Annotated in this window: 19 protein-coding genes and 1 tRNA gene; 16 read left to right on the top strand and 4 right to left on the bottom strand. The window is 62.4% G+C overall.

The window, feature by feature from the left end; genetic code table 11:
* The 14 genes from nuoH (at position 1) to AC0L2C_RS29185 (ending at position 14,802) form a co-directional block, all read left to right on the top strand.
* Entirely contained in the window at positions 1-1,044 is a 1,044-nt protein-coding gene (nuoH, locus tag AC0L2C_RS29250) for an NADH-quinone oxidoreductase subunit NuoH (protein WP_473525067.1), read from the top strand.
* Positions 1,044-1,535, top strand: coding sequence for an NADH-quinone oxidoreductase subunit NuoI (gene nuoI, locus AC0L2C_RS29245; RefSeq protein WP_023798861.1), 492 nt, complete (start codon positions 1,044-1,046; stop codon positions 1,533-1,535). Before nuoH ends, nuoI begins: the two co-directional genes overlap by 1 nt.
* 125 nt (positions 1,536-1,660) lie before the next feature.
* A complete protein-coding gene (locus AC0L2C_RS29240) occupies positions 1,661-2,281 on the top strand; it encodes an NADH-quinone oxidoreductase subunit J (protein ID WP_091594336.1) in 621 nt (206 codons plus the stop codon).
* 1 nt (position 2,282) lies between these two features.
* Entirely contained in the window at positions 2,283-2,591 is a 309-nt protein-coding gene (nuoK, locus tag AC0L2C_RS29235; protein ID WP_023798863.1) for an NADH-quinone oxidoreductase subunit NuoK, read from the top strand.
* An 11-nt stretch (positions 2,592-2,602) separates the two neighbouring features.
* On the top strand, positions 2,603-4,576 hold the full coding sequence (gene nuoL, locus AC0L2C_RS29230; RefSeq protein WP_023798864.1) for an NADH-quinone oxidoreductase subunit L: 1,974 nt from the start codon (positions 2,603-2,605) through the stop codon (positions 4,574-4,576).
* A complete protein-coding gene (locus AC0L2C_RS29225) occupies positions 4,576-6,081 on the top strand; it encodes an NADH-quinone oxidoreductase subunit M (protein ID WP_023798865.1) in 1,506 nt (501 codons plus the stop codon). The genes nuoL and AC0L2C_RS29225 overlap by 1 nt, the downstream gene beginning before the upstream one ends.
* Positions 6,082-6,100: 19 nt before the next feature.
* A complete protein-coding gene (gene nuoN / locus AC0L2C_RS29220) occupies positions 6,101-7,537 on the top strand; it encodes an NADH-quinone oxidoreductase subunit NuoN (RefSeq protein WP_023798866.1) in 1,437 nt (478 codons plus the stop codon).
* 4 nt (positions 7,538-7,541) lie between these two features.
* The gene (locus AC0L2C_RS29215; protein WP_128173882.1) at positions 7,542-8,363 is read left to right on the top strand and encodes a biotin--[acetyl-CoA-carboxylase] ligase; all 822 of its coding nucleotides are present in this window, start codon (positions 7,542-7,544) and stop codon (positions 8,361-8,363) included.
* 117 nt (positions 8,364-8,480) lie between these two features.
* Entirely contained in the window at positions 8,481-10,151 is a 1,671-nt protein-coding gene (locus AC0L2C_RS29210; RefSeq protein WP_473525066.1) for a ribonuclease J, read from the top strand.
* Positions 10,152-10,248: 97 nt separating this feature from the next.
* Complete coding sequence (mce, locus tag AC0L2C_RS29205) at positions 10,249-10,653, top strand: methylmalonyl-CoA epimerase (protein ID WP_023798869.1); 405 nt, start codon at positions 10,249-10,251, stop codon at positions 10,651-10,653.
* Complete coding sequence (locus AC0L2C_RS29200; protein WP_023798870.1) at positions 10,650-10,934, top strand: DUF1467 family protein; 285 nt, start codon at positions 10,650-10,652, stop codon at positions 10,932-10,934. The genes mce and AC0L2C_RS29200 overlap by 4 nt, the downstream gene beginning before the upstream one ends.
* 576 nt (positions 10,935-11,510) lie before the next feature.
* On the top strand, positions 11,511-12,839 hold the full coding sequence (gene proS, locus AC0L2C_RS29195) for a proline--tRNA ligase (protein WP_128173880.1): 1,329 nt from the start codon (positions 11,511-11,513) through the stop codon (positions 12,837-12,839).
* On the top strand, positions 12,836-14,122 hold the full coding sequence (locus tag AC0L2C_RS29190) for a lipoprotein-releasing ABC transporter permease subunit (RefSeq protein WP_023798872.1): 1,287 nt from the start codon (positions 12,836-12,838) through the stop codon (positions 14,120-14,122). The genes proS and AC0L2C_RS29190 overlap by 4 nt, the downstream gene beginning before the upstream one ends.
* Positions 14,122-14,802 carry an ABC transporter ATP-binding protein gene (locus AC0L2C_RS29185; RefSeq protein ID WP_036269595.1) on the top strand — a complete coding sequence of 227 codons (681 nt, stop codon included), beginning with the start codon at positions 14,122-14,124 and terminating at the stop codon, positions 14,800-14,802. Before AC0L2C_RS29190 ends, AC0L2C_RS29185 begins: the two co-directional genes overlap by 1 nt.
* Before the next feature lie 569 nt (positions 14,803-15,371).
* Here AC0L2C_RS29185 and lipB read toward each other — a convergent pair.
* Complete coding sequence (lipB, locus tag AC0L2C_RS29180) at positions 15,372-16,115, bottom strand: lipoyl(octanoyl) transferase LipB (protein WP_287174678.1); 744 nt, start codon at positions 16,113-16,115, stop codon at positions 15,372-15,374.
* Between the two features lie 180 nt (positions 16,116-16,295).
* Here lipB and AC0L2C_RS29175 point away from each other — a divergent pair.
* A tRNA-Leu gene (locus tag AC0L2C_RS29175) sits at positions 16,296-16,380 on the top strand.
* Between the two features lie 281 nt (positions 16,381-16,661).
* Here AC0L2C_RS29175 and AC0L2C_RS29170 read toward each other — a convergent pair.
* Entirely contained in the window at positions 16,662-17,591 is a 930-nt protein-coding gene (locus AC0L2C_RS29170; RefSeq protein WP_473525065.1) for a dihydrodipicolinate synthase family protein, read from the bottom strand.
* Positions 17,592-18,001: 410 nt separating this feature from the next.
* Here AC0L2C_RS29170 and AC0L2C_RS29165 point away from each other — a divergent pair, with 410 nt between their 5' ends.
* Entirely contained in the window at positions 18,002-19,714 is a 1,713-nt protein-coding gene (locus tag AC0L2C_RS29165) for a GH32 C-terminal domain-containing protein (protein ID WP_287237321.1), read from the top strand.
* 22 nt (positions 19,715-19,736) lie between these two features.
* Here AC0L2C_RS29165 and AC0L2C_RS29160 read toward each other — a convergent pair whose 3' ends face one another.
* Both AC0L2C_RS29160 and AC0L2C_RS29155 read right to left on the bottom strand, forming a co-directional pair.
* Positions 19,737-20,510, bottom strand: coding sequence for an HAD-IIB family hydrolase (locus tag AC0L2C_RS29160; protein ID WP_287174672.1), 774 nt, complete (start codon positions 20,508-20,510; stop codon positions 19,737-19,739).
* The gene (locus AC0L2C_RS29155; protein ID WP_287174669.1) at positions 20,507-21,838 is read right to left on the bottom strand and encodes a glycosyltransferase family 4 protein; all 1,332 of its coding nucleotides are present in this window, start codon (positions 21,836-21,838) and stop codon (positions 20,507-20,509) included. The genes AC0L2C_RS29160 and AC0L2C_RS29155 overlap by 4 nt, the downstream gene beginning before the upstream one ends.
* Positions 21,839-22,216: the final 378 nt, after the last annotated feature.

Below are 22,216 nucleotides of genomic sequence, written 5' to 3'. Positions count from 1 at the left end.
ATGGACACCTTCTTCTCCTTCTACGCGCTGCCGGCGCTTCTCATCCTGCTGAAGTCGGTCGTGCTGATCGTCGTGCTGTTGATCTTCGTCGCCTACATCCTGTACGCGGACCGCAAGATCTGGGCGGCGGTGCAGCTGCGCCGCGGCCCGAACGTCGTCGGCCCATGGGGCACGCTGCAGGCTTTCGCCGACCTTCTGAAGTTCGTGTTCAAGGAGCCGGTGATTCCGTCCGGCGCCAACAAGGGCGTTTTTCTGCTGGCGCCCTTGGTTTCGGCGGTGCTGGCGATCTCGGCCTGGGCGGTGATCCCGGTCAATGAGGGCTGGGCGATCGCCAACGTCAATGTCGGCATCCTCTATGTCTTCGCCATCTCCTCGCTCGAGGTCTATGGCGTGATTATGGGCGGCTGGGCGTCCAACTCGAAATATCCGTTCCTCGGCGCGCTGCGCTCGGCCGCGCAGATGGTGTCCTACGAGGTCTCGATCGGTTTCGTCATAGTCACGGTGCTGCTTTGCGTCGGCTCGCTCAACCTGTCCGACATCGTGCTGTCGCAGCAGGACGGCCTTGGCACAAGGGTTGGCCTGCCCAACACCTTCCTCGACTGGCATTGGCTGTCGCTGTTCCCGATGTTCGTCATCTTCTTCATCTCTGCGCTGGCCGAGACCAACCGCCCGCCCTTCGACCTGGTGGAAGCCGAATCGGAACTCGTCGCCGGCCATATGGTCGAATATTCGTCGACGCCGTTCCTGCTGTTCTTCCTCGGCGAGTATGTCGCCATCGTCTTGATGTGCGCGCTGGCCACCATCCTGTTCCTCGGCGGCTGGCTGCCGCCCTTCGATTTCGCTCCCTTCACCTGGGTGCCGGGGCTGATCTGGTTCGTGCTCAAGGTCTGCCTGGTGTTCTTCATGATCTCGATGGTGAAGGCCTTCGTGCCGCGCTACCGCTACGACCAGCTGATGCGGCTCGGCTGGAAGGTCTTCCTGCCGATCTCGCTGGCGATGGTGGTGATTGTCGCCGCGTTCCTCAAGATCACGGGGTTTGCGTGATGTCTGCTCTAGCCCAAGCCGCAAAATCCCTGCTGCTGCAGGATTTCGTCAGCGCTTTCTTCCTGTCGATGCGCCAGTTCTTCGCGCCGAAGGAGACGATCAACTATCCGCACGAGAAGGGGCCGACCAGCCCGCGCTTCCGCGGCGAGCATGCGCTGCGCCGCTATCCGAACGGCGAGGAACGCTGCATCGCCTGCAAATTGTGCGAGGCGATCTGTCCGGCGCAGGCGATCACCATCGAGGCCGGCCCGCGCCGCAACGACGGCACCCGCCGCACCGTGCGCTACGACATCGATATGGTGAAGTGCATCTATTGCGGCTTCTGCCAGGAGGCCTGCCCGGTCGACGCCATCGTCGAAGGGCCGAATTTCGAATTCGCGACCGAGACGCGCGAGGAACTTTATTACGACAAGGACAAGCTCCTGGCCAATGGCGACCGCTGGGAGCGCGAACTGGCGCGCAACATCTCGCTGGACGCGCCGTACCGCTGACATTTGACGCATGGACGGGGCGAGAGGCCTCGTCTAAGGAACACGCGGCTTCGGCACCGGAGGCGGAACGAAGCACACATCGAACAGGACGAACGTCCTGTTCGGACAGGAACCCGGGGGAACCCATGCTGAATGGACTAGAGGCGGCCTTTTTCTACCTCTTCGCCTTTGTCGCGGTGGCATCGGCGTTCATGGTCATTTCGGCGCGCAATCCCGTGCATTCGGTGCTGTTCCTGATCCTGACCTTCTTCAATGCCGCGGGCCTCTTCATGCTGACCGGCGCCGAGTTCCTGGCGATGATCCTGCTCGTCGTCTATGTCGGCGCGGTCATGGTGCTGTTCCTGTTCGTCGTCATGATGCTCGACGTCGATTTCGCCGAGATGAAAGAAGGCGCCCTGCAATACGCGCCGATCGGCGCGCTGGTCGGGCTGATCCTGGCGGCTGAGCTGATCGTCGTGCTCGGCGGCTATACATTCGCGCCGCAACTGGCGGCGACGGTTGCAAAACCCATTCCGGACCTTGCCGCGCGCTCGAACACGGCAGCGCTCGGCGACATCCTCTACACCGACTACCTCTACTACTTCCAGATTGCCGGCCTTGTGCTGCTGGTCGCCATGATCGGCGCCATCGTGCTGACGCTGCGCCACAAGCCGGGCATCAAGCGGCAGTCGATCGCCGCCCAGGTCGGCCGCACGCCGGCAACGGGAATGGAAATCCGCAAGGTCAAGACGGGCGAAGGAATCTGAGATGGTCGTCGGCATCGCACATTATCTGACCGTATCGGCGATCCTGTTCACGCTCGGCGTGTTCGGCATTTTTCTCAACCGCAGGAACATCATCGTCATCCTGATGTCGATCGAGCTGATCCTGCTTGCGGTCAACATCAATTTCGTCGCCTTCTCGGCAGCGCTAGGCGATCTCGTCGGACAGGTGTTCGCGCTGTTCGTGCTGACGGTCGCAGCGGCTGAAGCGGCGATCGGCCTCGCCATTCTCGTCGTCTTCTTCCGCAACCGCGGCTCGATCGCGGTCGAAGACGTGAACATGATGAAGGGTTGACGGAAACCACCATGTATCAGGCCATCGTCTTCCTTCCTCTGCTCGGCTTCCTGATCGTCGGCCTGTTCGGCACGTCGCTCGGCGCCAAGGCGTCCGAATACATCACCTCCGGCTTCCTGGTGATATCAGCCGTGCTGTCGTGGGTCGCCTTCTTCGCCGTCGGCTTCGGCGAGGGCGAGGTGTTCACCGTGCCGGTGCTGCGCTGGATCCAGTCGGGCGGGTTGGAAGCCGCATGGGCACTGCGCATCGACACGCTGACGGTGGTGATGCTGGTCGTCGTCAACACGGTGTCGGCGCTGGTCCACATCTACTCCATCGGCTACATGCATCACGACCCGAACCGGCCGCGCTTCTTCGCCTATCTGTCGCTGTTCACCTTCGCCATGCTGATGCTGGTGACGGCCGACAACCTCGTGCAGATGTTCTTCGGCTGGGAAGGCGTCGGCCTCGCCTCCTATCTGCTGATCGGCTTCTGGTACAAGAAGCCGTCGGCCAATGCCGCCGCGATCAAGGCCTTCGTCGTCAACCGCGTCGGCGATTTCGGTTTCGCGCTCGGCATCTTCGGCGTGTTCGTGCTGTTCGGCTCGGTCAATCTCGGCACCATCTTCGCCAATGCGGCGACGTTCATTCCGGCCGAAGGCGCGCCGGAGGGCGCTGCCGTGCTGACCTTCCTCGGCTATGCCCTCGACAAGCAGGCTGCGATGACCGTCGTCTGCCTCTTGCTGTTCATGGGCGCCATGGGCAAGTCGGCGCAGGTGCCGCTGCACACCTGGCTGCCGGACGCCATGGAAGGCCCGACGCCGGTCTCGGCGCTCATCCATGCCGCCACGATGGTGACGGCCGGCGTGTTCATGCTGGCGCGGCTGTCGCCGCTGTTCGAACTGTCGCATTCGGCGCTGATCGTGGTCACCTTCATCGGCGCCTTCACCGCCTTCTTCGCGGCGACCGTCGGCCTCGTCCAGAACGACATCAAGCGCGTCATCGCCTATTCGACCTGCTCGCAGCTCGGCTACATGTTCGTGGCGCTCGGCGTCGGCGCCTATGGCGCGGCGATCTTCCATCTGTTCACGCATGCCTTCTTCAAGGCGCTGCTGTTCCTCGGCTCGGGCTCGGTGATCCACGCCGTCTCTGATGAGCAGGACATGCGCAGGATGGGCGGCCTCAGAACGCTCATTCCGAAGACCTACTGGATGATGGTGATCGGCACGCTGGCGCTGACCGGCGTCGGCATTCCGGTGACGGTCATCGGCACCGCCGGCTTCTTCTCCAAGGACGCGATCATCGAAAGCGCCTTTGCCGCGCACAATCCGGTCGCCGGCCTTGCCTTCGTGCTGCTGGTCGTCGCCGCCTGCTTCACCAGCTTCTATTCCTGGCGGCTGATCTTCATGACCTTCCACGGCCAGCCGCGGGCGAGCCACGAGGTCATGCACCACGTCCATGAATCGCCGCCGGTCATGCTGGTGCCGCTGTACATCCTGGCGGCCGGCGCGCTGTTGGCCGGCGTGATCTTCCATGGCGCCTTCATCGGCGAGGGCTATGCCGAGTTCTGGAAGGCGTCTCTGTTCACGCTGCCGGACAACCACATCCTGCACGATATCCACGAAGTGCCGTTTTGGGTGAAGCTGGCGCCGTTCGTCGCCATGCTGATCGGCTTTGCGATTGCCTGGCAATTCTACATCCGCGCGCCGGAGATGCCGAAGAACCTCGCGGCGCAGCATCGCGGGCTCTACGCCTTCCTGCTCAACAAGTGGTATTTCGACGAGCTTTTCGACTTCCTGTTCGTGCGGCCGGCAAAACGCCTCGGCCATTTTCTGTGGAAGACCGGCGACGGCACCGTGATCGACGGACTTGGTCCTGACGGGGTTTCGGCGCGCGTCGTCGACGTCACCAACCGGGTCGTCAAGCTGCAGACCGGCTACCTTTATCACTATGCCTTCGCCATGCTGATCGGCGTTGCCGCATTCGTCACCTGGATGATGCTCTGATGACCGCCTGGCCGATCCTCTCGCTGGTCACCTTCCTGCCGCTGGTTGGTGTGCTGTTCATTCTGCTGATCAATGACGACAGCGAGAATGCCCGCCGCAACATCCGCGCCATTGCCTTGTGGACGACTGGTATCACCTTCATCATCTCGCTGTTCATCTGGACCGGCTTCGACAATGCGGAGCCCGGCTTCCAGTTCGTCGAGAAGTTTGCCTGGCTGGATTCCGGCATCTCCTACCATATGGGCGTCGACGGCATCTCCATGCTGTTCGTCATCCTGACCACCTTCCTGATGCCGCTCTGCATCCTGGCTTCGTGGGAATCGATCGAGAAGCGCGTCAAGGCCTACATGATCGCTTTCCTGCTGCTGGAGACGCTGATGATCGGCGTGTTCTGCGCGCTCGACATCGTCTTGTTCTATGTTTTCTTCGAGGCCGGCCTGATCCCGATGTTCATCATCATCGGCGTGTGGGGCGGCAAGCGGCGCGTCTACGCCTCGTTCAAGTTCTTCCTCTACACGCTGGCCGGCTCGGTGCTGATGCTGCTTGCCATCATGGCGATGTTCTTCCAGTCCGGCACCACCGACATCCCGACGCTCCTGACGCACAACTTCCCGGCCTCCATGCAGACCTGGCTATGGCTCGCCTTCTTCGCGTCTTTCGCCGTGAAGATGCCGATGTGGCCGGTGCACACCTGGCTGCCGGACGCGCATGTCGAGGCGCCGACGGCCGGTTCGGTGATCCTGGCCGCCATCCTGCTTAAGATGGGCGGATATGGCTTCCTGCGCTTCTCCCTGCCGATGTTTCCGATCGCCTCGGAGATGTTTGCGCCGCTGGTCTTCGCGCTGTCCGTCGTCGCCATCATCTACACCTCGCTGGTGGCGCTGATGCAGGAGGACATGAAGAAGCTGATCGCCTATTCGTCGGTCGCCCATATGGGCTTCGTCACCATGGGCATCTTCGCGATGAACCAGGAAGGCGTCCAGGGGGCGATCTTCCAGATGCTGTCGCACGGCCTGGTCTCCGGCGCGCTGTTCCTGTGCGTCGGCGTCATCTACGACCGCATGCACACGCGCGACATCGACGCCTATGGCGGGCTGGTCAACAACATGCCGAAATACGCCACCGTGTTCATGATCTTCACCATGGCCAATGTCGGCCTGCCCGGCACCAGCGGCTTCGTCGGCGAGTTCCTGACCATGCTCGGCGTGTTCCGGGTCAACACCTGGGTGGCGTTCTTCGCCGCCACCGGCGTCATCCTGTCGGCGGCCTATGCGCTGTGGCTGTATCGCCGGGTGATCTTCGGCGCGCTGACCAAGGACAGCCTGAAAGGCCTGCTCGACCTGTCGACGCGCGAGAAGGTGATCATCTACCCGCTGGCCGTGCTGGTCATCTTCTTCGGCGTCTACCCGGCGCCGGTCTTCGACGCGACCGCCGCATCGGTCAAGGCGCTCGTCACCAATGTCACCGCATCCATCGACACCGCGCAGACCGCGGCGGCGAACTGACCCGAGAGGTTTGCGAACCATGACGCCGGACCTTCTCTCCAGCCTGTCGCTGTCGACGCCAGAGCTGATCCTCGCCGTCGGCGCCCTGGCGCTGCTGATGCTCGGCGCCTATTCGCGCGCCAACACCACCACCACGGTCAGCGGCCTTGCCGTCGCCGTCCTGGTGGTTGCCGGCCTCTGGACGATCCTTTCCACCGGGCAGGGCAACGCTTACGGCGAAGCCTTCGTCCAGGATCCCTTCGCCCGCTTCATGAAGGTGCTGGCGCTGATCGGGTCGGCGGTGACGCTGGTCATGTCGATGCGCTTCGCCAAGGCGGAGCATTTCGACAAGTTCGAGTATCCGGTGCTGATCCTGCTGTGCACGCTCGGCATGATGCTGATGATCTCGGCCAACGGCATGATCGGGCTTTATCTCGGCCTCGAACTGCAGTCGCTGGCGATCTACGTGCTGGCGGCGATCAACCGGGACAATCTGCGCTCGACCGAGGCGGGGTTGAAATATTTCGTTCTCGGCGCGCTGTCGTCGGGCATGCTGCTCTACGGCATCAGCCTCGTCTACGGCTACACCGGCAACACCGGCTTCCAGGAGATCGCCGCAGCACTTGGCGGCGGCGAGCGGCAGCTTGGCCTGGTCTTCGGCCTGGTCTTCGTGCTGGCCGGCCTTGCCTTCAAGATATCGGCGGTGCCGTTCCACATGTGGACGCCCGACGTCTATGAAGGCGCGCCGACGCCGGTGACGGCCTTCCTCGCTGCGGCGCCGAAGATGGCGGCGATGGCGCTGATCGTGCGCGTCACCATGGACGCCTTCCAGCCGATCGCCGCCGACTGGCAGCAGATCATCGTCTTCATCTCGATCGCCTCGATGCTGCTCGGCGCCTTTGCGGCTATCGGCCAGACCAACATCAAGCGGCTGATGGCCTATTCCTCGATCGGCCATATGGGCTACGCCCTGGTCGGCCTCGCCGCCAACAGCCAGGCCGGCGTGCGCGGCGTCGCCATCTACATGCTGATCTATCTGGTGATGACGCTCGGCACCTTCGCCTTCATCCTCGCCATGCGGCGCAAGGAAGGCAATGTCGAACAGATCGGCGATCTCGCCGGGCTGTCATCGACCAATCCGATCATGGCGACGATCCTGACCATCCTGATGTTCTCGCTGGCCGGCATTCCGCCGCTCGCCGGCTTCTGGGGGAAATGGTACGTGTTCCTTGCCGCCATCAACGCCAACCTCTACGCGCTGGCGATCATCGGCGTGCTGGCCTCGGTGGTGGGCGCTTATTATTATCTGCGGATCATCAAGATCATGTGGTTCGACGAACCGGTCGGCGGCTTCGTGCCGATGGCGACCGAGCTTCGCATCGTGCTTGGCGTCTGCGGCGCCTTCGTGCTGTTCTACGTGCTGATCGGCGGGCCGATCGGCACCTATGCCGAAGCCGCCGCCAAGACATTCTTCTGACGGGATGGCGTTTCGGCTGGCTCCAACAGCGGCCTCGGAAGGGTTCCGGCTCGAGGCACATGACACGGTCGGTTCGACCAATGCGCTGGCGCTCGACCGTGCGCGGGCGGGAGATCCGGGCAAGCTCTGGGTCGTTTCGAAAAAACAGGAAAGCGGGCGTGGCCGGCGCGGCCGGGTCTGGGCGACGCCCGAGGGCAATCTGGCGGCGACCCTGCTGGTGGTCACCAATGCCGAGCTTCGCTTGGCCGCGACGCTCGGCTTCGTCGCCGGGCTGGCGCTGGCCGATGCGCTCGACGCCGTCGTGCCGAAGGGCAGGATCGCAATCGGCCTCGACGGCGGCAGCGATGGAAAAAACCGTTTCGAGCTGAAATGGCCGAACGATGTGCTTGCCTCCGGCGCCAAGCTTGCCGGCATCCTGCTGGAATCGGCGATACTCGAAGGCGATCGCTTTGCGGTGGCGGTCGGCATCGGTGTCAATGTGGTGGCATACCCCAAGGATTTGCCTTATCCCGCGACATCGCTTGGCGCGCTGGGCGCTGCTTGCGATGCCGAGACATTGTTTCTGGCGCTGTCGGATGCCTGGAGCGAGAATGCGCGGCTGTGGAACGATGGGCGCGGGCTGGCCGCCGTCAGGCGGCGCTGGCTGGCGCGTGCGGCAGGGCTTGGCGGGCAGGTTGCTGTCAGAATTGACGGTAATGTGGTGCGCGGCACGTTCGAGACCATTGACGAGGACTGCCGTTTCGTGATCCGCGACGATGAGGGTTCGGTTCTGACGATCGCCGCCGGCGACGTGCATTTCGGTGCGGTCGCGTCGGCCCAGGTTTGACAGGCCCCCCAGGTTTGGCAGGCCAAGGTTTTGACAGGCCAAGTTTTTTACGGGCTCAGGTTTGACTGGCCCCAGAGTTTGACGGGCTTGGGTTGACCGGCCAGGAAAGGAATGATCATGGCGACAGCGGAAAACGCCGAACTCGTCTTCGTGCCGCTTGGCGGCGTCGGCGAGATCGGCATGAACTTCGCCCTCTATGGCTACGGGCCGGCCAATGCGCGCGACTGGATCGTCGTCGATGTCGGCGTGACCTTTCCCGATGCCAGCCTGCCTGGCGTCGACCTGGTGCTGCCTGACACGCGCTTCATCGAGGAGAACATCGCCAATCTGCGTGGCATCGTCATCACGCACGCGCATGAGGACCACTACGGCGCGCTGCTCGACACATGGCCGAAGCTCAAGGCGCCGGTCTGGATGACGCCGTTCGGCGCTGGATTGCTGGAAGCCAAGCGGCAGGGCGAGCAGGGCGCACCAAAGATCCCGGTGACGATCTACCGCGCCGGTGAAAAGTTCAGCGTCGGCCCGTTCGAGATCGAGGCCATCCCGGTCGCGCATTCGATCCCCGAGCCGATGTCGCTGGCGATCACCTCGCCGGCCGGCACCGTCATCCACACCGGTGATTGGAAGATCGATCCGGCGCCGACGATCGGTCCGCTGACCGACGAGGCGCGCTTTCGCGCCTATGGCGACAAGGGCGTGCTGGCGTTGATCTGCGATTCCACCAATGCGCTGCGGGAAGGGGTGTCGCCGTCGGAAGTCGCGGTTGGCGAGGGCCTCAAGGGCGTCATCCAGAGCGCCAAGGGCCGCGTTGCGGTCACCACCTTTTCCTCCAATGTCGGACGCATCGTCTCCATTGCCAAGGCGGCACGCGATGCCGGCCGGCAGTGCCTGGTGCTCGGCCGCTCGCTGAAGCGGGTCATCGATGTTGCCGGCGAACTCGGCTACATGGATGGGCTGCCCGAATTCATCGCCGAGGAGGACTTTGGCTTCATCCCGCGCGAAAACCTCGTCATCATCTGCACCGGCAGCCAGGGCGAGCCGCTTGCGGCGCTGGCGAAACTGTCGCGCGAGGAGATGAAATCGGTGTCGCTGACGGCAGGCGATACGGTGGTGTTTTCCTCGCGTACCATTCCCGGCAACGAGAAGGATATCCTTGAGATCAAGAACCGCCTGATCGATCTCGGTATCAAGATCATCGAGGACGGTGATGCGCTGGTGCATGTCTCGGGCCATCCGCGCCGCAGCGAGCTGCGCAAGATGTATGAATGGGTGCGGCCGCAGATCGGCGTTCCCGTGCATGGCGAGGCGGCGCATCTGGTGGCGCAGGGATCGCTGATGTCGGTGTCCGGCATCGGCCAGGTGGCGCAGGTGCGCAACGGCGACATGCTGCGGCTCTATCCCGGTGCGGCGGCGATCATCGACCAGGTGCCGTTCGGCCGCATCTACAAGGACGGCAGGCTGATCGGCACCGACCAGGCGATGGGCATTCGCGACCGGCGCAAGCTGTCTTTCGCCGGCCATGTCGCGGTCAATGTCGTGCTCGACGACAAATATGAGCTCGCCGGCGATCCCGATCTGGTCGCCATCGGCGTCGCCGAGGCCGATGGCCGCGGCGAGAGCCTGGAGGACCTGATGATCGATGCGGCAGTCGGCGCCGTGGACTCCATCCCCCGTCAGCGCCGAAGAGATCTCGACCTCGTGCAGGAGGCAGTGCGCCGCGCCGTCCGTGGCGCCGCCAATGAAGCCTGGGGCAAGAAGCCGCTGGTGACGGTGTTCGTCACAAGGTAAGGGAAGAGGGGAGTAGGGCAGTACGGCAGTAGGGGGAGAAAGTCGTTTTTCCCTACTCCCATACTGCCCTGTTGCCTTACTGCCCTGAGGAAAACCAATGCTTGGACGCCTGAACCATGTCGCGCTTGCCGTGCCGGATCTGGCTGCGGCGACAGCGGCCTATCGCGACACGCTCGGCGCTCGGGTGACGGCGCCGCAGGCGTTGCCGGAGCATGGCGTGACGGTGGTGTTCGTCGATGTCGGCAATACCAAGATCGAATTGCTGGAGCCGCTTGGTGAGGGTTCGCCGATCGCGGCATTCCTCGAGAAGAACCCCTCGGGCGGCATGCATCATCTGTGCTATGAGGTCGACGACATTCTTGCCGCGCGAGATCACCTCAAGGCCAGCGGCGCCCGCGTCCTTGGCGACGGCAACCCGAAGACCGGCGCGCACGGCAAGCCGGTGCTTTTCCTGCATCCCAAGGATTTCTTCGGCACGCTGGTCGAACTGGAGCAAGCATGAGCTGGGTTTCATTTCTCGCCCTGTTCTTCATCACATGGTGGGTGGTGCTGTTCGCCATCCTGCCGTTCAGCCTGAGGACGCAGGACGAGGATGAGGACGTGACGCTGGGCACGGTATCCAGCGCGCCGCGCGGACCGCATATGCTGCGCGCGGTGCTGCGGACGACGATCGTCACGCTGGTTCTACTTGGCATCTTTTATGGCATGACGCGGGGGCTCGGCCTCGGCATCGACGACATCCCGCACATCGTGCCGGATTTCAGCCGGAGTCCCGAAAACTAGACCGCCGGGTACGGCTGGCCACATCTTGCATGCGAGCACCAATCCGGGCTGGAAGCCGATGCAGGTTCCGAACCGGCTGTGCTGGCGCCAGGTAAAGCGGTTTAGCAATTTGTCGTGCTAACCAAATGATTGCACAAAAAAAATGCAAGGCACGAGGCCTTGCAATTAAACGCGTCCGATCTGTTTCCGGTATCCGGCGGCAGCGAGTAACCGCGCCTAGATCGCATCCTCCCAAGACTTTGACCGCGTAGGAGAGCAGATTTCTTTCCGCCCTCTCGTTTATCGGCGCACATTAGACCAAGCCGGGTGAAAATGTCACGCAGAATTTTGCCCGGAAATAAGCAATCTCGTGCTGCACTGCACAATAGTATGGCAGGCGTTGCTTGCGAAACGACCAGCAAGGCGAACGCGGCACTGCGGCGCCTTTGCGACGCCCCATCGGGCGCCCAGTTGGCTGCCAGTTGGCTTGGGGGAGGCGGGTTTCCATTCCGTCATGAAATGGCTATGAAGCCGGGGCAAGCAAGCCTGCGCTGCGCCGATTCCGGTGCGGCAATCCTCTCTCTCACGGACCGGTCCATGCGTTTGTCGCGCTATTTCCTGCCTATCCTTAAAGAAAATCCGCGCGAGGCCGAAATCGTCTCGCACCGGCTGATGCTGCGCGCCGGCATGATCCGCCAGCAGGGGCAAGGCAGTTTTTCCTGGCTGCCGCTGGGCAAGAGGGTGCTGGACAAGGTCTGCCGGATCGTTCGCGAGGAGCAGGACCGGGCCGGCGCGCTTGAGATCCTGATGCCGACCATCCAGTCGGCCGAGCTGTGGCGCGAAAGCGGCCGCTATGACGACTATGGCAAGGAGATGCTGCGCATCAAGGACCGGCAGGATCGGGACATGCTCTATGGGCCGACCAACGAGGAGGTGGTCACCGAGATTTTCCGCGCCTATGTTAAGTCCTACAAGGATCTGCCGCTCAATCTCTATCACATCCAGTGGAAATTCCGCGACGAGGTGCGGCCGCGCTTCGGCGTCATGCGCAGCAGAGAGTTCCTGATGAAGGACGCCTATTCCTTCGATCTCGACTTCGAAAGCGCCAGGGCGGCCTATAACAGGATGTTCGTGTCCTATCTCAGGACGTTCACGCGCATGGGGCTGCAGGCAATCCCGATGCGTGCCGACACCGGGCCGATCGGCGGCGACCTCAGCCACGAATTCATCATCCTGGCCGACACCGGCGAGAGCCAGGTCTATTGCCATCGCGACTATCTCGCACTTGATGTGCCGGGGGCGGACACGGACTTCTCCAACGATGCCGAGATCGGCGACATCGTCAAGAAATGGACGACGCCCTATGCGGCGACCGACGAGATGCACGACGAGGCGGCGTGGGAGAAGGTCGCGACAAGCGACCGGGTCTCGGCGCGCGGCATCGAGGTCGGCCACATCTTCCATTTCGGCGACAAATATTCGAAGCCGATGGGCGCCAAGGTGACCGGGCCCGACGGCAAGGATCATTTTGCTTCCGGAGGTTCCTACGGCATCGGCCCGACGCGGCTGGTGGCGGCGATCATCGAGGCCAGCCACGACGACAACGGCATCATCTGGCCGGAGGCGGTGGCGCCTTTCGACATCGGCCTGATCAATATGAAAGCCGGCGACGCCGACTGCGACCGCATCTGCGATGAACTCTATGCAGCGTTTGTCGCCGTCGGCAAGGACGTGCTCTACGACGACACCGATCAGCGGCCGGGCGGCAAGTTCGCCACAGCCGACCTGATCGGGCTGCCGTGGCAGGTGATCGTCGGGCCGCGCGGCGTGGCGGCCGGCGAGGTCGAGATCAAGAACCGCAGGAACGGCGAGCGTGAGACGCTGCCGATCGAAGACGTGAAGAAACGCTTCGGTTTTGCCGGATGAGTGGAGCGGCAGCAGCTAAACCCATGGCCGCCGGAGCTTTTTCCGTGTTTGAACGCATGGTCGCGTGGCGCTATCTGCGCTCGCGCCGCAAGGAGACGGTGATCTCCGTCATTGCCTCGATCTCGTTCCTCGGCATCATGCTGGGCGTCGCCACGCTGATCGTCGTGATGGCTGTCATGAACGGCTTTCGCGCCGAGCTTCTGACGCGCATCCTCGGCGTCAACGGCCATCTGATCGTGCAGCCGCTCGACATGCCGCTGGAGGACTATGCGCAGATCGCCGGCCGCATCAACGGCGTGCCCGGCGTCCAATACGCCATTCCGCTGATCGACGGCCAGGTGCTGGCGCAAGGCAATGTCGGCGGCGGGTCGGGGGCGCTGGTGCGCGGCATACGCGGCGAGGACCTGGGCAAGATTTCAATCGTCGCCAACAATATCCAGCAGGGCTCGATCGCCGGCTTCGACACAGGCGAGGGCGTCGCCATCGGCAGCCGCATGGCCGACAATCTTGGTCTTGTGCTCGGCGACACCATCACGCTTATCGCCCCCGACGGCGATGTCACGCCGCTCGGCACGACACCGCGCATGAAGGGTTACCCGATCACGGCGATCTTCGAGGTCGGCATGTCGGAATATGACAGCTCCATCGTCTACATGCCGTTTTCGGAAGCGCAGCTCTATTTCAACATGGATGGCCGGGCCCAGGCGATCGAGATCTATGTCGACAATCCCGACAATGTCGACGCGCTGAAGCCGAAGGTCGAGGAGGCATCGCAGCGGCCGATAACCATGGTCGACTGGCGAGAACGAAACCGGACATTCTTCGATGCGCTGCAAGTGGAGCGCAACGTCATGTTCATGATCCTGACGCTGATCGTGCTGGTTGCCGCGCTCAACATCATTTCGGGGCTGATCATGCTGGTCAAGGACAAGGGCCACGATATCGCCATCCTGCGCACCATGGGCGCCACGCGCGGCGCGATCCTGCGCATCTTCCTGATGACGGGGGCGGCGATCGGCGTGGTGGGCACCCTCGCCGGCGTCCTGCTCGGCGTCGTCATCTGCCTGAACGTCGAGCGCATTCGCCAGTTCTTCTCCTGGCTGGCCGGCGAAAGGCTGTTCAATCCCGAGCTCTATTTCCTGAGCCAGTTGCCTGCCCGCATGGACGCCAGCGAGACGATCTCGGTGGTGCTGATGGCGCTGGTGCTGTCGTTCCTGGCGACGCTGTTTCCGGCATGGCGCGCGGCCAGGCTCGATCCGGTCGAAGCGCTGAGGTACGAATGATGGCCGATGCCATTATCGAGCTGAAGAGCGTCGAGCGGCATTATGTCCAGGGGCCGCGCAAGCTGACCATCCTCAACGGCGCCGATTTTTCGTTGAAGCGCGGGGAGATCGTGGCGCTGGTGGCGCCTTCGGGCACCGGCAAATCGACGCTGTTGCACACCGCCGGACTGCTGGAGCGGCCGGACGCCGGCGATGTCATTCTGGCCGGCCGCGCCTGCGGGCGGCTTTCCGACGACGAGCGAACGGCGATCCGCCGCAACGATGTCGGCTTCGTCTATCAGTTCCATCACCTGCTGCCCGAGTTCACGGCGCTGGAAAACATCATGATGCCGCAACTGATAAAAGGGCTGACGCGCAAGGAGGCTGCCGAGCGGTCGGCGCAACTGCTCGACTACATGCAGATCGGCAAACGCGCGCAGCACCGGCCGTCCGAACTGTCCGGCGGCGAGCAACAGCGCGTCGCCATCGCCCGCGCCGTCGCCAATGCGCCGCTGGTGCTGCTGGCCGACGAGCCGACAGGCAACCTCGACCCGGTCACCGCTTCCTATGTGTTCGAGGCACTGGGGGCGCTGGTCCGGCAGTCGGGCCTGGCGGCGCTGATCGCCACCCACAATCACGAGCTTGCCTCGCGCATGGACCGTCGCGTCACGCTCGCCGACGGCAAGGTTGTTCCGCTTTAGGTGTATCGATATTCAGCCGGCCTGCGAACGGCGGTTTCCTGCGCTTCCCTACAGCGCCGCGCGCCCTCTTGGGCGCGCAAAGGACGCTGTAGAACTTTGATTTCGCGCATGACCGAAATCGATCTTGATTTCGGGGTCATGTGGGCTCACGTACTGAAGTACGCTCCGCTCCGGTTCTCGGAAGCTACCATTGTCGGCGCGGCCTGACCTGAATCCCGACACACCTAACGGGCTGATCACCAGCGACCGTGTTTCCCCGCACGCAGCCAGCGCGGAAACAGAGAAACCCGCTCTCAACCTTTCCTTAACCGTGCCGAACTGATCGCCCGAAATCCGTGCCACGCTCGGATTGCCGCCGTTGACATCCGAACAAATTCAGAACAAAATACGAACATACTGAAAACAGGAGAGCGTTATGACCGGTCTTGTTCAGGATGTCGTGTCTCTGGTGTGCATGAGCACGTTTCTCATTTCCATGGCGATCTGGATCGGAGCGATGTGAGGCAGCGCGCCTCGTTCTTCGCGGGGTGAGGGGCGGCATCGGAGCTCGGTGGTTCAGCGCCGCTTCGTCAGCCGGCCTTGCGGGCCGTTTCGACAAGCAGAGCTGCGGTGGGTCCGAAGACATCCTCGAAGGCGGATTTCAGCGCGACATCGAGATCGGCCATTGCCAGGGGGAGGCCGAGGTCGACGAGGCTGGTGACGCCGTGGTCCTGCACACCGCACGGCACGATGCCGCTGAAGTGGCTGAGATCCGGCTCGACATTGATGGCGATGCCGTGAAAGCTCACCCAGCGCCTCAGCCTGATGCCGATGGCGGCGATCTTGTCCTCGGCGAGCGATCCGTCGGGCAGGGCGGGGCGATCCGGCCGCACCACCCAGACGCCGACACGGTTCTCGCGCCGTTCGCCGCGCACGTTGAAGGCGGCCAGCGTGCCGATGATCCATTGTTCAAGTGCCGCGACGAAGGCGCGGACATCCTCGCGGCGCCGCTTCAGGTCGAGCATCACATAAGCGACCCGCTGGCCCGGCCCATGATAGGTATATTCGCCGCCGCGTCCCGCCGCGAACACCGGAAAACGTTCGGGCTCGATCAGGTCCTCGATGCGGGCGCTGGTGCCGGCGGTGTAGAGCGGCGGGTGCTCGACCAGCCAGACCATCTCGCCGGCGGCGCCGCCTCGGATCGCTTCGGCACGCGCCTCCATCACGGCAAGCGCATCCGGATAGGCGGTGAGGCCGGGTTCGATCCGCCATTCGACCGGCGCCGAACCGGGCAGGGGCAGGAACGACGTGGCGATCTGGCTGCGTTCTGTCATGGTGTGTCTCGTGTCGCCTCACATATGGCGGCAATCGGGTGAAACGTCCAGTTGCGAGCGCGTTTCAGCTCTTTGGAGGGTTATGCCGAAGCCCGGGCAATTATTGCGCGACGCGCCCTTGTTTCGCTGGAAACGATTTGCTACACGCCGCGAGCCGGTTCGTTCCGGCTCCTACCACGTGCGGTCGTGGCGGAATTGGTAGACGCGCAGCGTTGAGGTCGCTGTGGGGCAACCCGTGGAAGTTCGAGTCTTCTCGACCGCACCAGCTTTATCCAGTAAGCGGTTATTTTTATGTGCGTTTTTTTTGTTTCCCTGCAGTCCTTCCAAGACTGTTTGTGCAAACTGAACACTGCGCGAACCCGTTGCTGGTTGGATGCGGAATGCCGCGCCCTCACCGCGTGGTTTGACCCGCCGTTACATGCCAGCTGCTTCAAAGACCGAACCGTGCCGCGAAACGGACACTTGGCAATGCGCGGCGAAAAATGCGCTTTCCAGGCAAGCGGCTATATATTGATGTGATTGCGCGGCAAATCGCCCGCTAGTGCGTTATCTCAAGGCTTGTTTGCGGACGCGATTTTCCAGCCGCATGAGCAAATAGTCGACCTCTTGTCTGGCCGCCGCCGACAATGCACTGCCCGGCTTGCGCTGGGCGTCCGACGCGATGGCGCCGCGCTTCATCATCACATATTTTCGTACCGCAAGTCCCACACCGGGTTGCTGTTCATAGCGCAAATAGGGCAGGTGGGCGTCGAAAAGATTGTGTGCCTTGTCGCGCTCGCCGGCGGCAGACCGTTTCACCATTTCGACCAGCATATCGGGGAAGGCATAGCCGGTCATCGCGCCGTCGGCACCGCGCTCCATCTCGAAGTCGAGAAAGAGGCCGCCATTACCGGTAAGGATCGACAGCGGCCGCAGCGAGCCGTCCTTCTGGAAGCCGCGCAGCGCGCTGATCTTCTCCAGGCCCGGCCAGTCCTCGTGCTTGAGCATGAAACAGGCCGGGTTGTCGGTGACGATGCGGCGGATGACGGCCGGCGTCATGATCACCGAGAGGGTCAGCGGATAATCCTGCAGGACGAAAGGAACATCCTCGCCGACCGCTTCGGATGCGTTGCGGAAGTAGGTGACGATCTGGTCGTCGGTGCGCAGCGCCGGCGGCGGCGCGATCATCACGCCCTGCGCGCCAAGCTCCATCGCGGCGCGCGCAAGGCTGCGCATGGCGGCGAAGCCGGGGGCGGAGACGCCGACGATGACCGGCAGCCTGGTGAGCGCCACGACACGTTTGACGATCTCGATCGATTCGCCGGCGTCGAGCTTCGGGGCCTCACCCATGATGCCGAGGATTGTCATCCCATCGACGCCGCAGCGCTCGTAGAAATCGACTATCGAATCAAGCGATTCCCAGTCGATCTTGCCATCCGCCTCGAACGGCGTCGGGGCAATGGTGTAGACGGTTTTGGTGTCAGGGCCGATGGCCATGAGCTCCTCCTAAATCCAGCTTTCAATCATAGCGCAGGACCGACAGTCCGATCCAACCCGGCTGTCGGTCCGGACGGGCGGGGTCCCGTTCGTCGTTCCATCGTATGCGGACAACTGGTTGGCCGATCTGGACAATGGCTGCACGGGCTTGCGCCGCGGGTCGAAACCCGCGGAAAAGAGAAGGTGTTGCGCCGTCGGACAATGCAATCATGCTCTGCGAGCCGTCAACCTTCTTACGCCGCGAGTTCAGCAGTTGCAGGCGGCGATCCGTGCCGCGATTGCCCTCAAGAACTGTCGATCCTGGGGAATGACTTTGCCAAAGTCAAAATCCAGCCTTAACCTTCTGCAATGCATTCCAGGTCGAGCATCCGGTTTTACCTGGGAAAGCCGCACGCAACGGAGCCCTATTTATGAGTGACAGCCAGGTAAGGATTGCGGCCGGGAACACCATTCGAAGCCTGCATGCCGATCTGCCGGTCAACGCCACCTTCCATATCTGGCTCAAGGCGACCAGGCCGGACGTTCCAGGCTCGCTGTCGTTTTCCAACGTTCGCGGCAAGTTCGGCGAGGTGAGCGTCGCGAACGCCGAAGAGCATGAATTCAGAATTTTTCACGTCTTCGGCGGCGGCAGTGTCGAACTGGATTACGATGCGGATCAGACCTCGGTTTCGGTTGCCTACTGGTTCGCATTGGCCGACGTGCTGGAGACAGGCATTACAGTTCTCCACACCAATCCGGGAAATGCCCCACCGAACATCCCCGACAGCTATCATTTTCGTCCGCCGTTCGGCTGGATGAACGATCCGAACGGATTTGGCCGGTTTGGAGGCCGCCCACATCTGTTCTATCAGCATTATTCGCATGGGCTTCGCTGGAACACGATGCATTGGGGGCACGCCGTCTCTTCGGATTATTTGCGGTGGCGTCACATGCCAATCTTCCTGTTTCCGTCGGAAGATCTCACCGCCAGGCCCGACAAACGGGGCGGCGCCTATTCCGGCTCGGCCATCCCGCTTGCCGATGGCCCGGGCATTCGCGTCTTTTTCACCGAGCAGGTACAGGACCGTATCCCGGAACAGCAGATCCAACTCACGGCCACTTCCAGCGACCTCATCATGGCGGGAGATGCGCACGTCATCCTGCCATACCGCCCGCTTGACCAGGGATTGACAGCGGATTTTCGTGACCCATACGTCTTCAGGGGACCTGATGGCCTTTGGAAAATGCTGCTGGGCAGCCAGAGCGATGAAGGCGGCGTTGTCCTGCTCTACGAAACCCGTGATCATACGGCCGCCACCGGATGGACGTATGTCGGCAAGCTTCTGGTCGAGAAACACTATCGGACGACGGCGATCGAATGTCCCTGTCTGCTGCCGCTCGACGGGCCTGCGACCGATCCAGCGACGCGCTGGGTTCTGATTGTCGGGCTGATGAACAGTGAGGACCGGTCGACCCGGCGCAAGAACCTGACAATGGCCATTGTCGGCTGGTTCGATGGTCGGACCTTTGCCAAGGAATTCGAACAGGAACTGGACTTCGGGACGGATAATTACGCCTTCCAGGCCTTCGCCGACGGTGATGCCATTGTCGGCATAGGCTGGCTTGCCAACTGGGCCGACACCGGGCCGGCAATCGATTTCCCCACAGCCATGACGTTGCCTCGCAATATCCATCTGTCTGCAGGCGAGTTGCACACCCCGCCCATCGGCGCTGCCGAGAGCCTGCGGAGCCATATTCTGGACCGGACACGCCTCGCAGCCGGAGAGCAGGTAAGCTTTATCAACGGCGCCGTCGAAATCCTGTTCGAGCTCGAAAAGCCGGGTGCCCATTTCCACTTGAAGCTGCAACATCCAACCGTCCGGCTCGAGGTTGTCGTCGACGACGAGGGACTTGCCATTCGTCATGGAGACGCCGCAGCGGCATCCCCTCACTATATTGCCAAGGGAGCCCGTCCAAAACGGCTGCGGATATTCCTCGACTACGGATCGATCGAGGTTTTTGCGGATCGCGGTCGTTGGGCCGGCACGAAGCGGATCAGCGGTTTTGAGCCGGTGCAATCGGCACGTCTCATCGCCGAAACGGGCGCCGTACTACACGCGACGGTATGGGCGCTCAAACCGTGAGAAGGAGATAGATATTTCCAGTTCAGGATCGGGCGTCCGCAAACACCGACCAATGAACGAGGCCTTCGACGACGCCAAGGGCGAACTGTTGCTTGGCGCTGTAGATCAGCGGGTTGTCCCGCGCCATGTCAAGCAGTTCGGGAAGGGCATTGGCGACGACAATTCCACGCGCCGCCGGCAGCTCGAACATGCTGCGATCATTGTTGGTATCGCCGGCGACGACCACCTCATCGAGGCCGATGCCGAGTTCATTGCAGAGCCAGGCCAGCGCCTGGCCCTTGTCTGCTGAACGCGGCAGGATGTCGAGATCGCGTCCGCTCGAATAAACCATCGTCACCGACAGGCCGGCCTCGGCCAAAGCGCGCTCGATGCTGGCAAGGGCTTCCGGACTGGCGTCGAGCAGGTACCAGCTCGATTTGAAGGCGTGCTGATAGCCGTCGGGCTGGCGGACGGTGTCTTTGAGCGGCCCGAGCACCGCATCGACCTTTTCAAGCGACCAGCCTTCCGAAAATCTTTGGGTAAAATGCCCCAAATCAGTAAAGTGTGTGGGGCGCGAGGTGTGCCGCGGACCGGCGAGCATCGTGCCGACACCGCCGATCACATAGTCCGGCGCCGGCAGGCCGACTTCGTCGACGAAGTTCAAGATGTCGTCGGCCAGGCGACCGCTGTTGTAGACGAGAACCGGCCGGTGCTCGGGATCGAGCGCTTGCCATTTCAACCGAAAGCGTGACGTCGCCGGCGCATCGCCCGCCAGGGTCCCGTCGAGATCACTCGACAAAAGCGCGATCGGTTTCAATCGCCGTCGTTCCACGGCTCGTCCCAGTCATGATCGTCGACCGCCTTCAGCACCGGACGGCCTTCGACAAGGCTGACCAGCTGCTGGGCGATGCCTGTCCAGGTGAACAGGCTACGCGCCTTGTGCGCACCCATTCGGCCCAGGCGGCCGTAGAGGCGCTGGTGCTTCATCGGCTTGACGATGGTGATGCCGAGATCTTCCTTGTCGAACGGATCGCCAAAAAGCGCATGCCGGCCATAGCTGATCCCGCGATAGAGGCCGCCATGGATCGTAACTACGGTCGGCGTACCGCAGGCCATTGCCTCGATCGCGGTCATGCCGAACGGCTCGTAGCGGCTTGACAGGACGAACATGTCCGCCGCCCGATAGGTATCGGCCAGGTCCTCGTCGGCAACATAGCCGGAGAAGACGACACGATCCTGCAAGCCTAGCCGTTCGACCTGTTGCTTGAGCTGGTTGAGGATCTTCTGCTCCTGCTCGTCCATGTTCTCGCCGCCGACAGCGAGCCTCAGGACCGCATCCGGCACACGTGGCGCCACCACGGAAAACGCATCGATCAGCAGGTCGTAGCCTTTGTTGGTGGCGAGCCGGCCGAGCGCCAGGACCGTCCGCCCTTCGAAGCCGAGCCGATGGCGGATCAACCGGCGAGACGCCTCGCTGACGGGGAAGAACCGGTTGTCGTCGTAACCGGGCGGGATCATGTGCACGCGGTCGCGCTCGAGGCTGTAGTCCTCGACCAGCATGTCGACCTGCGGCGGCGTTGTTGCGATCACCATGGCGCAGCTTCGATAGATGATCGTCTCGTGCTTGATGCGCTCGCTGAAATTGAACTCGGCCTCGAACGTATCGGCCTTGTCAGGGTAGTCGGTCTTCATCTGGCGCTGCTTCCATATGCCAAGCGAATGCGGCGTATGGATGTGCGGGATATTGAGCGCTTCGGACAGCCGCTGCCCTGCCACGCCCGCATCCCAGTAGTGACTGTTGATGAAGTCGTAGGAGAGATTTTCCCGGCGAATCAGCCGCAGCGCGTTTTCACACCACTCGAGAAGGTGGCGGTGGAGATATTCCTTCGGAATAAAATCGGGTCCGCCACAGGCGACACGCAGGACGCGAACCCCGTCGGCCACTTCATCGACAGGAGGCTGGTCTTCAAATCGTCGCGTCCAGATATCGACGGCATAACCCAACTGGGCCAGCTTTTTGGCAAGTTCCAGGACATAGACCACCTGTCCGCCGGTATCGGCCGCGCCCAGTGGCGGGTTGGCTGCTACGTAGCCGTGGGTTGAAATGAGAGCAATTCGAGGTATCGCCGCATCCGAGTCCGGCATCTGTATCCTTCTCTACGATTGATCTGCGCACGCCGCAGCATGCACAAGTTGGGTTATATAAGGTTTCCAGCCGCCATCCGCAAATGTCGCCAGGCGGCCGCCAGGCTGGTGGCACGTCGGTGAGAATATTGACTCCGCCCGCAATGGTAGCCCCCAGAGACGCCGATAGGGAACATACCGAGGAGCCTCGGCGCGACGCTTATGGGAGAGCCGAAGACGTTGTGCGATTGGTGGATGATTGCGCCGGCTGACATCGACTTCGAAATCTGACGGACGCTGTAGCAATTTGACGCTGCTCATGATCCTTTCTGGAAATCGATTCCGATTTTCATGGTCATGCGCTAGACCTGACACGCAGCTTTTCCGGAATTCAGAATG

This window comes from Mesorhizobium sp. WSM4845, assembly GCF_055811455.1.
The sequence above is the reverse complement of the archived record's forward strand: the minus strand, read 5'-3'. Positions and strand labels throughout refer to the sequence as shown.

Excerpts from the sequence above, each read along its gene's own strand:
- nuoH (WP_473525067.1), top strand. The coding sequence starts at position 1 with ATGGACACCTTCTTCTCCTTCTACGCGCTGCCGGCGCTTCTCATCCTG.
- nuoI (WP_023798861.1), top strand. The coding sequence starts at position 1,044 with ATGTCTGCTCTAGCCCAAGCCGCAAAATCCCTGCTGCTGCAGGATTTC.
- AC0L2C_RS29240 (WP_091594336.1), top strand. The coding sequence starts at position 1,661 with ATGCTGAATGGACTAGAGGCGGCCTTTTTCTACCTCTTCGCCTTTGTC.
- nuoK (WP_023798863.1), top strand. The coding sequence starts at position 2,283 with ATGGTCGTCGGCATCGCACATTATCTGACCGTATCGGCGATCCTGTTC.
- nuoL (WP_023798864.1), top strand. The coding sequence starts at position 2,603 with ATGTATCAGGCCATCGTCTTCCTTCCTCTGCTCGGCTTCCTGATCGTC.
- AC0L2C_RS29225 (WP_023798865.1), top strand. The coding sequence starts at position 4,576 with ATGACCGCCTGGCCGATCCTCTCGCTGGTCACCTTCCTGCCGCTGGTT.
- nuoN (WP_023798866.1), top strand. The coding sequence starts at position 6,101 with ATGACGCCGGACCTTCTCTCCAGCCTGTCGCTGTCGACGCCAGAGCTG.
- AC0L2C_RS29215 (WP_128173882.1), top strand. The coding sequence starts at position 7,542 with ATGGCGTTTCGGCTGGCTCCAACAGCGGCCTCGGAAGGGTTCCGGCTC.
- AC0L2C_RS29210 (WP_473525066.1), top strand. The coding sequence starts at position 8,481 with ATGGCGACAGCGGAAAACGCCGAACTCGTCTTCGTGCCGCTTGGCGGC.
- mce (WP_023798869.1), top strand. The coding sequence starts at position 10,249 with ATGCTTGGACGCCTGAACCATGTCGCGCTTGCCGTGCCGGATCTGGCT.
- AC0L2C_RS29200 (WP_023798870.1), top strand. The coding sequence starts at position 10,650 with ATGAGCTGGGTTTCATTTCTCGCCCTGTTCTTCATCACATGGTGGGTG.
- proS (WP_128173880.1), top strand. The coding sequence starts at position 11,511 with ATGCGTTTGTCGCGCTATTTCCTGCCTATCCTTAAAGAAAATCCGCGC.
- AC0L2C_RS29190 (WP_023798872.1), top strand. The coding sequence starts at position 12,836 with ATGAGTGGAGCGGCAGCAGCTAAACCCATGGCCGCCGGAGCTTTTTCC.
- AC0L2C_RS29185 (WP_036269595.1), top strand. The coding sequence starts at position 14,122 with ATGGCCGATGCCATTATCGAGCTGAAGAGCGTCGAGCGGCATTATGTC.
- lipB (WP_287174678.1), bottom strand. The coding sequence starts at position 16,115 with ATGACAGAACGCAGCCAGATCGCCACGTCGTTCCTGCCCCTGCCCGGT.
- AC0L2C_RS29170 (WP_473525065.1), bottom strand. The coding sequence starts at position 17,591 with ATGGCCATCGGCCCTGACACCAAAACCGTCTACACCATTGCCCCGACG.
- AC0L2C_RS29165 (WP_287237321.1), top strand. The coding sequence starts at position 18,002 with ATGAGTGACAGCCAGGTAAGGATTGCGGCCGGGAACACCATTCGAAGC.
- AC0L2C_RS29155 (WP_287174669.1), bottom strand. The coding sequence starts at position 21,838 with ATGCCGGACTCGGATGCGGCGATACCTCGAATTGCTCTCATTTCAACC.